A 14407-nucleotide genomic window follows, 5' to 3' on the forward strand; every position below is an offset into this window, starting at 1 on the left:
TCAGTTCACACCTTCAATGACCGAAAGGTGATGGCCGGCCCGGCGGTCGAGCAGTTCTGCGACGATTTCGGAAATATGAGGGAGCCCTTCCAGCGTCAGATGCGGATTGCTTTGCGATGGGCGGGGCCGATCCGGCAACACCTTCAATGCATCGGCGAACCGCTGGGAATCCTCGGCTTCTTCCGGCAAAAGCATCTCGATGAGGCCGAGTTCGGCTGCGCGCCGGGCGCGGATCAGTTGTTCCTCGCGGGGCGTGACGCGTGGCACGATCAGCGCCGGCTTGTCGAAAGACAATATCTCGCAATAGGTGTTGTAACCGCCCATCGCCACCACCGCCTTGGCGCCGGCAATCAGCTCTTCCATGCGGTTGTCGAACTCGATGATCTTGACATAGGGGATCTTGGCACCCTTCCTGACCAGCTTGTTGCGCTTGCGCGCCGGCATGTAGGGCCCCAGCACGATCAGCGCCCTATGCTGCAATTGCGAATCCTGCTGATAGGCATCGATGACGTCGTGGATCAGGTCGGCGCCGTCACCGCCGCCACCGGTGGTAACCAGGATATAGTCGCCCTCGGGCCTGTGGCCGGGCAACTCGTTCTGCTGCAGGCTCCGCTGGAGGAAACCGACAAACTTCATCTTTGCCCTGACCGCCGGCGGCACATCCAGGCCGGTCAACGGATCGTAGAAATCCGGCGGGCCATAGACCCAGACCTTGTCGTAGAACAGGCCGATCTTGCGCATCACATCCCTGCGCGCCCACTCAGCTTCGAGCAGATGCGGCGCGTCCATCACCTCGCGCAGGCCGAGCACGAGCGTGGTGCCCCGCGTCTTGAGGTAGGACAGAGTGTCCTCGATCTCACCGCGCAAGCCGAGCGGCTCCTTGTCGACGATGAAGATATCCGGCCGGAAGCTCTCGGCCGTGTGGCGGATGATCGACTGACGCATCCTCAGCGTCTCATGCAGATCGATATCCTTTTCCAGCGAGGTGTATTCGCCGTTGCGCAGCTTGATGACGCTGGGAATCTTCACGAAGTCGACACGGGCGCGGTAGTCGAAGGCGCCGGCGATGGTCGCACCCGAGATGATAAGCACCTGAAGTCCGCGGAAATCCCCGACCAGCGAGTGCGCGATCGTTCGGCACCGCTGCAGGTGGCCGAGCCCGAACGTGTCGTGGCTGTACATCAGAATTCGAGCGTCTTTTGCGTGCTGTGTCATGTTGAACGTCTTTTAGAATTCTCGCCGGACGGTGGGCAACCCCGCAAGCTTCGAAATCATCCGCGGGCCTGCCGACCTGTTCTGAGACATGATGGGCGCGAGGTACACAACGGCGTTCGTCCCCTGGGCACGAATGCCAAGGGGCGCTGTTTGTGGCGCGATCCCTTGTCTTCGCAGACGATAGACGACCCGAGCACAAATCTCTGTCATGAGGCTTGACCCCGTGGAATTACATGCCTGCGGCCTGAGGCAGGCAGCGCGCATATTGCGAAAAGTTGAGAGCGACCAGGGGAAACGAGGTTGCCGCACATTGTGAGGAGAACCCCGCACCTTGGGAAAATGCTTCATAATCCATTGAAACGCAACGACCGCCAGAGGCCGCTCGTTGCGGCCTTTTATCCTGCCATCAGCGTAGGCCGGTGGCAAGCCTGTCACGTGGAAGGGTTTCCGGATAGCGACCGCCGCACAAGGCCGACAGCTGGGCGCACATGATCTGCCCAATCGGTCGACGCAGATTTCGGTGACGCGGATCGCCACAAGGTTGCAACCACAGCCGAAGTTGTTCGTGACTTTGACGCGTGGGGAAAGCAAGTCGTAGTTCTGAGACAAAAGCATCAGCTGGCCGTTGAAAGAAAACCGGGATGCGGTAGTATCGCATCAGATGTTTGCGACTGCTTGACCGGGGGGTGCAGTGGATACGTCTTCTTTCAAGCGCTGGCCGGCAACACTGGGGCTGCGCGATTCTGCGGTCTTTCAGACTGTGTCGCGCCGTATCTTCGGGGATTTGCCATGACAGCTGAAGCCAATACTGATCAGCTTACCAGGGAGGGTGTCGAAGCCATCGTTGCGGCAATCACGGCGCGGGTCACGGACCGCGAGGCGCTGATCTGGCTGTGGCCGCAGGTTGAAAAGCAACTGACGTCCTATGACGGCCATCTACAGACGACATTGTTTCCAGGTTTCGAGGCGCCTGCCGTGACGGCGTTGCCGAGGGCGCTCAGCCGGCGCGAACTGGCCGCCACGCTAAGGCTGGCGCTGCTGACGATCCTGGACAGGATCAGCCCTCTCGAGGCCGCCGCGCCCACAAGTGCTGCCGACATACTGGCGGAATGGAACAAGCTTTCGGCCTTCGTCAGAAACAACATCAGCGATGGCTTTTCCGGATTTCAGAATATTCGCACCCGGCTCTATACCCAGTTCGGCGCGCCCAGCAATCCGGCCAAGGCGATCGACCGCGTCAACGCCTATTACAGCCAGCTCTCGGGTGCCGGCTTCCCCAAGGCGAGCTTCAAGTCGCCGGTGCATCCCGTGCTCAAGGCCCGGCTGGCGAACACGGTGGCGCTGCTGACGGCCAAGGGCGCCACAGCCGCGCTGACCAAGATCAAGAGCGTCGGCGGGTTCAACATCAGGCCCAATGTCAATTCGCCCGCGCGGCTCAGCAATCATTCCTTCGGCTGGGCGGTGGACATCGATCCGGCGATCAACCCCAATGTCGACAAGGATAATCTGCCATTGGCCATTATCGCCGCCTTCACCGGTGTCGACCTCTACGGCGCCGAGAGCGCCACGCTGCGCGCCGGCGGCCCTTATGACACGCTGCTGCCGGCGGCTATTGTACTGTCGAAGGCCAACGCCGCTGTCGTTGCCGCTTTCGCCAATGCCGATGGCCTCAAGGCCGCCATGGGCAACGCCATAACACGGCTGGCCGGCGTGACCCTGCCGGCGGCGAAGCTTGCCACGGCCCATGCGCTGGCAACCGCCGTGCCGGCCAAGCAGACCGATCTCGCCACGCTGCTTCAGGGCGCCGGCGCCACGCCGGCCAAGGCCAAGTCCACCGCGAAGCTGCTGGCCGATGCCGCCGACCTCTCCCGCAGGGCGGCCAGGGTCAGCTCACCCAAGATCATCGGTACCGACGCTTCGGTTGCCCGCTTCGGCTTCTTCAATCTTGCTCCGCAAGCCGCAGCCGGGTTGGCCGCCAGCGACGGCGGCGGCCTGCGCTGGCTGGGCGCTGCTATCGGCACCAAGGACTACATGCATTTCGAGCTTGCCGCCACCGATCAGCCGAAGCTGTTCTGACAGTGCGTAGCGTCTGCAGTTTCTCGATATTTCACTCATTAATCGAGTTTTATCGATTGTAGGCGGAGCGGTCCAACCGCCTCAAAAATTTAAGTGCGCTGATAAGAGGAGCGCCAATGAGATTCGCGGCCATCCAAGATCCATGTGACCACTGGTTTGTCTACGATTTGATGTCAGCCCTGCCGGCGGAGGTAGAAGGACGATTGCTGATGGGGCTGACGCGGCGCGAAGCCGAGCAGCTTGCCGCGCAGGCCAATGCGAGCTTCGTCAGGCAGGCGACCCGTTCGCCAGGTCCGCACCCCAGCTTCGCCTAGAGATGCCGGCCTGACTACGCTAGCCTTGCCCTTGTCGTACGCGGCGTCGCCAGCAAAAGGCTGGTCTCGCTGCCCGTTATCCCGGGGATGAGCCGGATGCGGCGCAGCACCGCGTCGAAATCGGTGAGTGAGGCCGTGCCGAGCTCGACCACCAGGTCCCAGCGGCCATTGGTGGTGTGGATGGTCGAGACCTCGGCGAGGCCGCCGAGCGCCCGGACCACGCGGTCGGCGGCATGGCCTTCGATCTCGATCATCATCACCCCGCGTATCCTCTGGTCGACGGCGTCGGCGCGCAGCACCACGGTGTAGCCGATGATCTCACCCGACTTTTCCAGCCGCTCCATGCGCGCCCGGACCGTGGCGCGCGACACCCTGAGATCGACCGCGAGGTCGGAGATGCTGCGCCGGGCGTCGTGCCGCAGCAACGTGACCAGCCTTTCGTCGAGCGCATCCATGTTTCTATCCACTTTGATCAGGACGACTTACCGGAATGATAAATCAATCTTTTCGAAATGCCAATTTCGCCTGTTCAAACTGCCGGGCCGGGATGGTTCATTCCACGCATCAATCGCCCAATCAATTGCAAGGACAAAAAGAATCATGCGCTGCAGGATCGTTGGCGCGCCGGTGCAGGACGGCGCGGGCAGGATGGGATGCGAGATGGGGCCGAGCGCGCTGCGCACGGCAGGGCTTGTCTCGGTCCTCTCCGAACTCGGCCATGAGGTCGAGGACTGGGGCGCGGTGCAGCCGGCTGCGGCGCGCGCCATCGTCCACGGCAATCTTGCGCTGAAGGCGCTGCCGGAGATTTCCGCCTGGACGGCGGCGATCGCCGAGACCGCCTATGCGGCCTCGAAGGACGCCATGCCGATCTTTCTTGGCGGCGACCACGCGATATCAGCCGGTACCGTATCAGGCATAGCGCGCCGGGCGGCCGAGCGCGGCCGGCCGCTCTTCGTGCTGTGGCTCGACGCGCATCCGGATTTCCACACGCTCGACACCACCGTCACCGGCAATCTGCACGGCGTTCCGCTTGCCTATGCCAGCGGCCGGCCGGGCTTCAACGGCTATTTTCCGGACCTGCCCGTCGCCGTCGATCCCGCCCGCATCTGCGTCATGGGCCTGCGCAGCGTCGATCCGGCCGAGCGGCGGGCGCTGAGCGAAGCGGGCGTGACCGTGCATGACATGCGCACCATCGACGAGCACGGCGTCGCGCCTTTGCTGCGCGCCTTCCTCGCCCTTGTCGAAGAGGCCAACGGCCTGCTGCATGTCAGTCTCGACGTCGACTTCCTCGACCCTTCGATCGCGCCGGCTGTCGGCACCACAGTGCCCGGCGGCGCCACCTTCCGCGAGGCGCATCTGGTGATGGAGATGCTGTCCGACAGCGGCCTGGTCTCCAGTCTCGACCTTGTCGAGCTCAACCCTTTCCTCGACGAGCGCGGCCGTACCGCCACGCTGATGGTCGATCTCGCCGCCAGCCTGATGGGCCGCCGCATCATGGATCGCCCGACCCGCAGCCATTCCGGAAGCATTGCATGACCCAGCCTTCCCGCCTTGCCATCGTTCCCTTCGTCAGCGTCGACCGCATGATGAAGCTGGTGCTGACCATCGGCGTCGAGCGGTTCCTGACCGAACTCGCCGCCTATATCGAGGAGGATTTTCGCCGCTGGGAGCTGTTCGACAAGACGCCACGCATCGCCTCGCACAGCCATGACGGCGTCATCGAGCTGATGCCGACCAGCGACGGCAAGATGTATGGCTTCAAATATGTCAACGGCCATCCGAAGAACATGCGCGAGGGCCGCCAGACGGTCACCGCCTTCGGCGTGCTCGCCGATGTTGGTTCCGGCTATCCGATGCTGCTGACCGAAATGACGATCCTGACGGCGCTGCGCACTGCGGCAACCTCGGCTGTCGCCGCCAAATATCTGGCTCCCAAGGGTTCGCGCTCCATGGCCATCATCGGCAATGGCGCCCAGTCCGAGTTCCAGGCCGTCGCCTTCAAGGCGCTGCTCGGCATCGACCGGCTGCGGCTCTACGATATCGACCGCTCGGCTTCCGAAAAATGCGCCCGCAACCTCGCCGGCAAGGGCTTTGACATCACCATCTGCACGGCCGGCCAGGATGCGGTGGAAGGCGTCGACATCATCACTACGGTGACCGCCGACAAACAGTACGCCACCATCCTCACCGACAACATGGTCGGCTCCGGCGTTCACATCAACGCGGTCGGCGGCGACTGCCCGGGGAAGACCGAGCTGCATCGCGACATCCTGCTGCGCTCCGACATCTTCGTCGAATTTCCGCCGCAGACGCGCATCGAAGGTGAGATCCAGCAGCTCGATGCCGACCATCCGGTGACCGAGCTGTGGCAGGTGATGACCGGCCAGGCCGAGGGTCGTACGTCAGCGAAGCAGATCACGCTGTTCGATTCCGTCGGCTTCGCCACGGAAGATTTCTCCGCACTTCGCTATGTTCGCGACCAGCTCCAGGCCACCGGCCTCTATGAGGAGCTCGACCTGCTCGCCGATCCCGACGAGCCGCGCGACCTGTTCGGCATGCTGCTCCGGGCAGCGCTGCAGCCGGCCGCGTGAAGAAATTGCTTGAGTAGTCAAAGCCGATCGAAACTCTGCTTGCCAGGGCAGCGCCGCCCCTCATTGCCCTGCCGGGCATTTCTCCCCGTATAGTGACGGGGAGAAAGTGGCTGACCTCACCTTCGGCATTATGTCTTGCAACGCCGCCGATTGGCGAAACCATCGATGAGAGCGCCCCTCTCCCCGTCACTATACGGGGAGAGGATGCCGGCAGGCAGGTGAGGGGCAGCACAGACGCCTAGAAAGCTGGCTCTACTGTCGAAGCGGCGCGCAGCTCTCCCGTTCGACGAGCACCGGGGTGAGCACTTCGCGGCGCGAATGCGCCGCCGGCTCGGCGACACGCGCGAGCAGCAGGCTGACGGCGCGCGTGCCGATCTTCTCGACCGGTTGTGCGATCGTCGTCAGCGGCGGCCAGGTGGTGACGGCATAGGGTATGTCGTCGAAGCCGATCATCGACATGTCGTCGGGAACCCGCAATCCGCGCGCCCGCAGCACCGTCAGCGCGCCCATGGCCATCAGATCGTTGCAGGCAAACAGCGCCGTGATGCCGGGCGCCTGCGCCATGAGCCGTTCCATCGCCGTGCGGCCGCCGGCGAAGTGATAATCGGAATCGACCACGGCATTCGCCGGCAGGTCGAGCCCGGCTTCCTGCAGCGCCCTGGCGAAGCCGCGCAGGCGGGCCGGGCTGGAACTGGAATCGCGCGGGCCGCCGATGACGCCGATCTTCTCGTGGCCGAGCCCGACCAGATAGCGACCGGCGAGATAGCCGCCATGATCGTGATCGACCAGCACGGAATCGACATTGACCGAATGGATCTCGCGGTCGAGCAGCACCGCCGGCACGCCGGGCAGCACGCTGGAGAACACCCGCGCATGGTCGGACGAGCCGGCAAAGATCAGCCCGTCGATCTGCTTGGCCATCAGCACCTGGAGGTAGCGCTCCTCCTTCTCGGCGCTGCCGTCGGAATTGCACAGGATCACCGTATAGCCGGCGAGGAAGCCGGCATCCTCGATCTGGCGCGCCACGCTGGCGAAGAACGGGTTGGAATTGTCCGGCAGCAGCAGGCCGATGGTCTTGGTCTCGCCGCGCCTGAGACTGCGCGCCAACGTGTTGGGCCTGTAGCGCAGAGCGGCGATGGCCGAATGCACGCGCTCGGCCGTCTCCGGCTCGACATGGCGCGTGCGGTTCATCACATGCGAGACGGTTGCGACCGATACTCCGGCATGGCGCGCGACATCGGCAATCGTCGTCATTAGTTGTCCCTCTAGCGGATCACCTTCAGCAGCTTTTCCCGATAGGCGTCTAGGATGACGGCAAGCACAATGACAAGGCCTATCACAATCGGCTTGAAATTATCGCCGACGCCAAGCAGCTGCAGTCCGGTCGACAGCACCTGCAGGATGCAGGCGCCGACCAGCGTGCCAATGATCGAGCCCTTGCCGCCGCTGAGGCTGGTGCCGCCGATGATGACGGCGGCAATCGCGTTGAGCTCGTAGCCGACGCCGGCGATCGGGCTGCCGATGTTGAGGCGCAACAGATAGACCATCGCCGCGATGCCGGCGGTCAGGCCGCTGATGGTGAAGGCGGCGATCTTGTAGAAATCCGGATTGTGGCCGGACAGCCGCACCGCCTCGTCATTGGTGCCGACGGCGAAGATCATGCGGCCGAACACGGTGAAGCGCAGCACGAACCAGCCGGCCGCGATCACCAGCACCGCGATCAGGAAGATCGACGGCAGGAAGCCGCCGATGATGAGATTGCCGAAATCGACGAAACTCTGCGGCAGGCCGGTGATGGTGGAATTGTCGCTGACAACGCGGGCCGCGCCCGCCGCCATGTTGAGCATGCCGAGCGTGACGATGAAGGACGGGATCTTCCAGCGCGTCGAGATCCAGCCATTAAGGAAGCCGCAGGCCGCTCCCGTGGCCATGCAGGCCAGCAGCGCCAGCAGGATCGCCACCCTCGGCGACAGGCTCTCATCGATCATGACCGTGGCGCCGACCACCGTGCACAGCGCCAGCACCGATCCCACCGAAAGGTCGATGCCGCCGGTCAGGATGACGAAGGTCATGCCGGCCGCCAGCACCGTGTTGATGGCGATCTGGACGAAGATCTTCAGCGCATTGCCTGACGTGGCGAAGTAGGGCGCCGTCGCCGAGAAGAACACGGTGATCAGCACCAGCGCCAAAAGCACGCCGGCATCGCGCACCAGAAAGCGCAGAAATTTCGCCCGGCCCGGGGACAGGGGGGCCGACGCAGTCACTTGCGACGTCTCGCTCATGGTCGCACATACTCCTGATAGGCGAGCGACAGGATGTGCTCCTGGTCGAACGCGGCGCGCGGCACGTCGCCGACAATCTTGTTTTTGGAAAAGACGATGATGCGGTGGCACATGCCCATCAGCTCGGGCAGGTCCGACGACACCATGATGATGCCCTTTTTTGCCGCCGCAAGCATCCACAGCAGCTGGTAGATCTCGCGCCGCGCGCCGATGTCGACGCCACGCGTCGGCTCGTCGAGGATCAGCGTCGAGGTGCCCCTGAACAGCCACTTCGCCAGCACCACCTTCTGCTGGTTGCCGCCCGAGAGATTGCGCACCGCCTGCTCGATCGAACTCGCCTTGACCCTGAGCTGGCCGACCAGGTCGTTGGCGGCGGCAGCCTCGGACCGGCGGTTGATAAGCCCGTTGCGCGAGACTTTGCTCAGATCGGTGATGGTGATGTTCTTGTCGACCGCCATGTCGAGCAGTAGGCCCTGCCCCTTGCGGTCTTCGGTGAGCAGGCTCAAGCCGTGCCGCACTGCATCCTTGGGCGCGGTGATCGCCACCGGCTTGCCGTCGATCTCGACCACGCCGTCTAGTTTCGGATCGGCCCCGAACAGCGCCCGCATGGCCTCGGTGCGGCCGCTGCCGACCAGCCCGGCGACCCCGAGAATCTCGCCATGGCGAACAGCGAAGGAAATGGCAGGGGTCTCGGTGCTGCGTTTGAGATTGGCGACGCTGAGCGCGACGGTGCCCGGCACGATCGAAGCATCGAAGCCGTATTCGTCGGCAATGTCGCGGCCGATCATCATCCGCACCAGGTCCGGCACGGTGAGGCCCTGCAAGTCGCGGGTCGCGACCAGTTTTCCGTTGCGCAACACCGTCACCCGGTCGCCGATCTCGAACACCTCGTGCAGACGGTGCGAGATGTAGATGATGGTGACGCCCTTGGCCTTCAGCCGCTTGATGATGGCAAACAGCCGCTCGATCTCCGGCGGCGTCAGCGTCGCCGTCGGCTCGTCGAGGACAAGCAGCTTTGAGTCATTGCTCAGCGCCTTGGCGATCTCGACCAGCTGCATCTGCGCCACGCCGAGCGCCTCGACACGGGTGCGCGGATCGATGTCGAGCCCGACCTCGTTCAACAGCGCCACGGCGCGGCTGTTGAGGGCCTTGCCGTCGACGATGCCGAAGGCGCGGCGCGGCAGTTTTTCCAGCATCAGATTCTCGGCGATGCTGAGATAGGGCAACAGGTTAAGTTCCTGATGCACGATGCGGATGCCGGAGAGCTGCGCATCATGCGGCGTCTTCGGCCGATAGGGCTGGCCGTTGAAGGCGATCGAGCCTGTGTCCGGCTGGTAGATGCCGGCCAAGAGCTTGATCAGCGTCGATTTGCCGGCGCCGTTCTCGCCCAGGATGATGTGGGTTTCGCCACGCGCGATCGACAGCGACACCTCGCTCAGCGCGACGGCGCCGGGAAAAATCTTTCCGACCCCTTCAAGGGAGAGAATCGCATCCATGGGCAGCGGAATCCTAAACTGCGCTCTCAAGCAATTTCAGGAAAAGTGCGCAGCGGTTTTCCGTCCGGAATTGCGTAAAAACAAATAGTTAGACCACGCGAAAGCGGCGCGGGCGCGTCGCCATCGCCGCCGACAGTTTGCCGGCGGCGATGATGAGACAAGCGGAAACGCCGGAGGGAGTACCGGCGCCTTCGTTCGCCTCAGCCGGTGATCAGCTTGATATCGGTCTTGACCCAGCCGGAGAATTTCTCGCCGGCCATTTCGCGCAGGCCGTAGTCGATGCCCATGGCGGCCATCTGCGCGCCATACTGCTCCACCGTTGCGAGCATCTTGCCCGCCTTGAGCAGCGGGCCGACGGCCGGGATGTTGTCGAAGCCGACAACCTTAATCTGGCCCGACTTGCCGGCCGCGTCGAGCGCCTTGACGACACCGAGCGCCATTGAATCGTTGGCCGCCATCACACCCTGTATGTCCTGATACTGGGTGAGGAAGTTGGTCATCAACGTGTTGGCTTCCTCGGTCTCCCAATGCGCCGTCTTGGAGTCGAGCAGCTCGAGGCCGTTCTCCTTGACCGCGTCGTCGAAGCCGAGCTTGCGCTCCTTGGCATTGTCGGCTTCCGGGTTGCCTTCGAGGATGACGACCTTGCCACCCTTACCCAGCGCCTTGCCCAGCGCATCGCCGGCAAGCTTGGCGCCGCCGCGATTGTCCGGACCGAAGAAGGCAAGGTCGATGCCGGCCTTCTTCTTGGCTTCGGTGTCGAGCGCGACGTCAATGTTGATGACCTTGATGCCGGCTTGCAGCGCCTTGGCGATCGGCGTCACCATGGCCTTCGAATCGGCCGGCGCGACGACGATGATGTTGTAGTTCTGGGTGATGAAGTTCTCGATGGCGTCGACCTGGGCGGCGAAGTCGCGCTCGTCCTTCATGCCGACGGCGGCGAAGTCGAACTTGTCCTTGTTCTTGGCGGCATACTCCTCGGCGCCGGCCTGCATCTGCTTGAAGAACTCATTGGCCAGCGACTTCATGACCAGTCCGACCTTCGGCTTGTCGGCGGCAAAGACCGGCTTAAGCGGCAGCGCGAGTGCGCCCGCGGCCATGGCGCTGGTCATCAGGAACTGGCGGCGCGAGAACGGGCCGAGTCCGTCCGTAATTGTTTTCTTGCTCATGATTTCCTCCTCTGTGACCTCTAGTAATCGGTTACGTAACCGATTACGCCGCAGGTTAGTGCGCCGCTTTGCCAGGTGTCAATATCGGCGGCGGCAACTTCCAGCGCCGTCGCTGGCGCACCTTACGGTGGCTCGGGCCGCAACGCGTCCGTCTCGATGGGCCAAAACGCCACCGGCCGACGCATCGATCGCATTCTCGCTGCCGCCGCAGCGCTATATCGTTCTCAATACCTGGTGATTCCCGGTCCAGTGATTCCCGAGCAGACAGGAAGCCTTCATGCATGGTCTGACGCCCATACTTTCCACTGTGGCCGCCTCGTTCCTCGCCTCCTTCGTCGAAGTGGTCGAGGCCTTCACCATCGTGCTGGCGGTCGGCGTCACCCGCAGCTGGCGGCCGGCGCTGACGGGCGCCGCCCTGGCGCTGGCGCTGCTGGCGGCTTTGGTGCTGGCCTTCGGACCGTTGCTGGCGCTGGTTCCCATTAGCGTGCTGCAGTTCGTCGTCGGCTTGCTCCTGATCCTGTTTGGCATGCGCTGGTTGCGGAAAGCCATCTTGCGCAGCGTCGGCGTCATTGCCCTGCATGACGAGGACGCCGCCTTTTCCAAGGAAACCGCCGCCTTGCAGCAACAGGCCAAAGACCGCCGCGCCGATTACCTGGCCGGGCTCGCGGCTTTCAAGGCGGTGCTGCTCGAAGGCGTCGAGGTGGTGTTCATCGTCATTGCCGTGGGCGCTGCGCATGCGCAGACCTTCTATGCCAGCCTTGGCGCGCTGGCCGCCTTCATCTTGGTAACGATCATCGGCCTGGCTGTGCATCGGCCGCTGGCGCGGGTGCCGGAGAATGCGCTCAAATTCGCCATCGGCCTGATGTTGACCAGCTTCGGCATTTTCTGGACCGGCGAAGGCCTTGGCGCCGACTGGCCGGGCGCCGATCTGGCGCTGCTGGCCATCTTCGCCGTCATCGCCGTCGCGTCATTCGCCATCGTGCGCTGGTTGCGCGACCCCAAGGCTGCACAAGGAGCTGCCCGATGAAAGTCCTGCGCCTCATCCTGAAGGAACTCGTCGGCATGTTCATCGACGACGGCAGCCTGGCGACGCTGGCGCTGGTACTGATCGTGGCGATCACCGCGGCGGTGAAGCTGCTGGCGCTGCCGCCGCTTGCCGGCGGCATCCTGCTTCTGGCGGGCTGCCTCGCCATCCTGCTCTACAGCGTGCGCCGCGCGGCGCGGCGCTCCGGTCAGTAGAGGGTGAAAAACACCGGCAGCACGCCGCTGATCCGCAACTGCTCGACCGTCTCGATGGCCGGAAACAGCGCCAGGAAATAGAGCCCGTCGACGAATGTCCGCCGCAACGCCTTGGTCGAGAACCGGCGTTCGGCCTGGTCGTGAAACAGCAGCGGTTTCGGCCAGAACGGCGGCGTGCGTTCGGCATAGGCGCTGTAGGCGGGGCCGAACTTTCCAACCAGGAACTCGGCCTCCTTGCGCGCCGTCAGCCGGAACACAAGGTAGCTCACCAGAGCGAGCGCCGCCGCCACCAGCACCGAGCCATACATCAACCCGATGCCCGCGGCGCCGACCGTGGGAAAGAAATAGAGCGGATTCCGGCTCATCGAGAACGGGCCGATGGTGACCAGCTCTTCGTTCTTCCTGCCGCCGACATAGAGAATGCTCCACAGACGGCCGAGGAAGCAGACCAGCACGAAGCTGATACCCAGCGTTTCGATGTATTCGTGCCCCTCCGAGCCTTCGACGAAAAGGGCTTGGCGAACAGCAGCGGCGCAATGGCGAGGACTGCGGCCACCTGTACGACGATCAGCCGCTTGTGCTGGTCGAACGCCTTCGCCGCCGGCTTGGGGGGAGCGTCGCTCATCGTAGTTCCTGCTCTCCGGAAGGGCCCATCGCGCCGGTGTCTCGCCACCCACTAGCGCTTCAGTGCGGCGATGGCGAGGCGACCGGCAGGGATTTTGGCATTCTTACGAATTTGTAAGCGGGCGGACCGCTGCTGGGCTTTTTCGGCTCGTGACGCCTGACAATCCGGCATCACAAGGTGGAACCGACTATTCCAGGAGAAAGTTTGAAGCCGCTTTTCGGCCGGAATTGCGCCAAAACAGGGCGTTAGAGGATCGCCGGGGCGGTCAACCAGCGATCGGAACAACGATGCGACTTCTGCTTGTCGAGGACGACCCACGCACGGCCGACTATGTCGTCAAGGGCCTGAGTGAGGCAGGCCATATCTGCGATCTGCTGCGCGATGGCCGCGACGGGCTGTTTGTGGCGACCCGTGACGCCTATGACGTGATCGTCGCCGACCGCATGCTGCCTGGTCTCGACGGCCTGTCGATGATCAAGGCGGTGCGCGCGGCCGGCGTGCGCACGCCGGCGATTTTTCTGACCTCGGTCGGCGGTGTCGACGACCGCGTCGAGGGGCTCGAGGCCGGCGGCGACGATTATCTGGTCAAGCCTTTCGCCTTTTCCGAACTGCTTGCCCGTATCAACGCGCTCGGCCGCCGCCCGGCGGCGCAGGAGCAGAAGACGATGCTGCGCATCGCCGATCTCGAAATGGACCTGATCATGCGCCGCGTGACCCGGCAAGGCCAGGCCATAGACCTGCAGCCCCGGGAATTCAGCCTGCTCGAAGTGCTGATGCGCGGCGAAGGCCGTGTGATCACCCGCACCATGCTGCTCGAACGTGTCTGGGATTTCCATTTCGATCCCAAGACCAGCGTCGTCGAGACCCATATCAGTCGGCTACGGGCCAAGGTCGACAAGCCTTTCGACGTGTCGCTCATCCACACCGTGCGCAACACCGGCTACAGCCTGCATGCGCCGAGTTGAATGGGCCAAGCTCGACCGCATCTCGCACGTCCGACCGGCTGTCCGTATATAAGCGAAATGTCGATGCTGGACTCTGCAAAGCGATGGGCGCGCGGCATCAAGCGCGACACGGTGGCATTGTGGCTTGCCGCTCGCGATCCACGTGTGCCTTGGTATGCAAAGGCCGCCGCCGGAGCGGTTGCGGCCTATGCTCTGAGCCCTATCGACCTCATTCCTGATTTTATCCCTGTCATCGGCTATCTGGATGATCTGCTGATCGTCCCGCTCGGCATCATGCTTGCGGTCGAGCTGGTGCCAGCCGGTCTTATGCAGGAATTCCGTGATGCGGCCACGCGCCGCGCCAGGCCGGTTGGCAAGGCCGGACTGGTCTTCATGATTGCTGTCTGGATATTGGCGGCCATGGCGTTGCTATGGCTGTTCTGGCCGAAGTCCGCCTGA

General features: G+C 63.5%; 15 protein-coding genes. 8 read left to right on the top strand and 7 right to left on the bottom strand.

From position 1 onward, the window contains the following. Positions 1–1215, bottom strand: coding sequence for a glycosyltransferase family protein (locus ACYHH6_RS04045; RefSeq protein WP_192258801.1), 1215 nt, complete (start codon positions 1213–1215; stop codon positions 1–3). Between the two features lie 789 nt (positions 1216–2004). On the opposite strand from ACYHH6_RS04045, the gene ACYHH6_RS04050 reads away from it, so the two are divergent. Together ACYHH6_RS04050 and ACYHH6_RS04055 are read left to right on the top strand one after the other, a co-directional pair. Beyond that, complete coding sequence (locus tag ACYHH6_RS04050; protein ID WP_352583202.1) at positions 2005–3291, top strand: M15 family metallopeptidase; 1287 nt, start codon at positions 2005–2007, stop codon at positions 3289–3291. Between the two features lie 116 nt (positions 3292–3407). Further along, positions 3408–3605 carry a hypothetical protein gene (locus ACYHH6_RS04055; RefSeq protein WP_352583200.1) on the top strand — a complete coding sequence of 66 codons (198 nt, stop codon included), beginning with the start codon at positions 3408–3410 and terminating at the stop codon, positions 3603–3605. Between the two features lie 14 nt (positions 3606–3619). On the opposite strand, the gene ACYHH6_RS04060 is transcribed toward ACYHH6_RS04055, so the two are convergent. Then, the gene (locus ACYHH6_RS04060; RefSeq protein WP_352583199.1) at positions 3620–4060 is read right to left on the bottom strand and encodes an Lrp/AsnC family transcriptional regulator; all 441 of its coding nucleotides are present in this window, start codon (positions 4058–4060) and stop codon (positions 3620–3622) included. A gap of 145 nt (positions 4061–4205) precedes the next feature. Between ACYHH6_RS04060 and rocF the strand changes: the two genes are divergently transcribed. Then, positions 4206–5141 (top strand): arginase, encoded by a 936-nt coding sequence (rocF, locus tag ACYHH6_RS04065; protein ID WP_352583197.1) that lies wholly within the window; start codon positions 4206–4208, stop codon positions 5139–5141. Then, complete coding sequence (gene ocd, locus ACYHH6_RS04070) at positions 5138–6196, top strand: ornithine cyclodeaminase (RefSeq protein WP_352583195.1); 1059 nt, start codon at positions 5138–5140, stop codon at positions 6194–6196. The genes rocF and ocd overlap by 4 nt, the downstream gene beginning before the upstream one ends. 252 nt (positions 6197–6448) lie before the next feature. On the opposite strand, the gene ACYHH6_RS04075 is transcribed toward ocd, so the two are convergent. The 4 genes from ACYHH6_RS04075 to ACYHH6_RS04090 all read right to left on the bottom strand — a co-directional run bounded on the left by ACYHH6_RS04075 (position 6449) and on the right by ACYHH6_RS04090 (position 11083). Next, a complete protein-coding gene (locus tag ACYHH6_RS04075) occupies positions 6449–7450 on the bottom strand; it encodes a LacI family DNA-binding transcriptional regulator (RefSeq protein WP_352583193.1) in 1002 nt (333 codons plus the stop codon). An 11-nt stretch (positions 7451–7461) separates the two neighbouring features. Further along, entirely contained in the window at positions 7462–8478 is a 1017-nt protein-coding gene (locus ACYHH6_RS04080) for an ABC transporter permease (RefSeq protein WP_352583191.1), read from the bottom strand. Further along, entirely contained in the window at positions 8475–9974 is a 1500-nt protein-coding gene (locus tag ACYHH6_RS04085) for a sugar ABC transporter ATP-binding protein (protein WP_352583190.1), read from the bottom strand. The genes ACYHH6_RS04080 and ACYHH6_RS04085 overlap by 4 nt, the downstream gene beginning before the upstream one ends. Positions 9975–10174: 200 nt before the next feature. Then, positions 10175–11083: a sugar ABC transporter substrate-binding protein gene (locus tag ACYHH6_RS04090; protein ID WP_352583311.1), complete on the bottom strand. Its 909-nt coding sequence runs from the start codon at positions 11081–11083 to the stop codon at positions 10175–10177. A gap of 334 nt (positions 11084–11417) precedes the next feature. Here ACYHH6_RS04090 and ACYHH6_RS04095 point away from each other — a divergent pair, with 334 nt between their 5' ends. Together ACYHH6_RS04095 and ACYHH6_RS04100 are read left to right on the top strand one after the other, a co-directional pair. Beyond that, complete coding sequence (locus ACYHH6_RS04095) at positions 11418–12167, top strand: COG4280 domain-containing protein (protein WP_352583188.1); 750 nt, start codon at positions 11418–11420, stop codon at positions 12165–12167. Then, the gene (locus tag ACYHH6_RS04100; protein ID WP_352583186.1) at positions 12164–12379 is read left to right on the top strand and encodes a hypothetical protein; all 216 of its coding nucleotides are present in this window, start codon (positions 12164–12166) and stop codon (positions 12377–12379) included. The genes ACYHH6_RS04095 and ACYHH6_RS04100 overlap by 4 nt, the downstream gene beginning before the upstream one ends. Here the strand turns inward: ACYHH6_RS04100 and ACYHH6_RS04105 are convergent. Next, positions 12373–12834, bottom strand: a complete 462-nt coding sequence (locus ACYHH6_RS04105) for a methyltransferase family protein (protein ID WP_352583184.1) — start codon at positions 12832–12834, stop codon at positions 12373–12375. The genes ACYHH6_RS04100 and ACYHH6_RS04105 overlap by 7 nt on opposite strands. 457 nt (positions 12835–13291) lie before the next feature. On the opposite strand from ACYHH6_RS04105, the gene ACYHH6_RS04110 reads away from it, so the two are divergent. After that, positions 13292–13969: a winged helix-turn-helix domain-containing protein gene (locus ACYHH6_RS04110; RefSeq protein ID WP_352583182.1), complete on the top strand. Its 678-nt coding sequence runs from the start codon at positions 13292–13294 to the stop codon at positions 13967–13969. A 57-nt stretch (positions 13970–14026) separates the two neighbouring features. Then, positions 14027–14407, top strand: a complete 381-nt coding sequence (locus ACYHH6_RS04115) for a YkvA family protein (RefSeq protein ID WP_352583180.1) — start codon at positions 14027–14029, stop codon at positions 14405–14407.

This window comes from Mesorhizobium sp. P171375 (assembly GCF_057786075.1).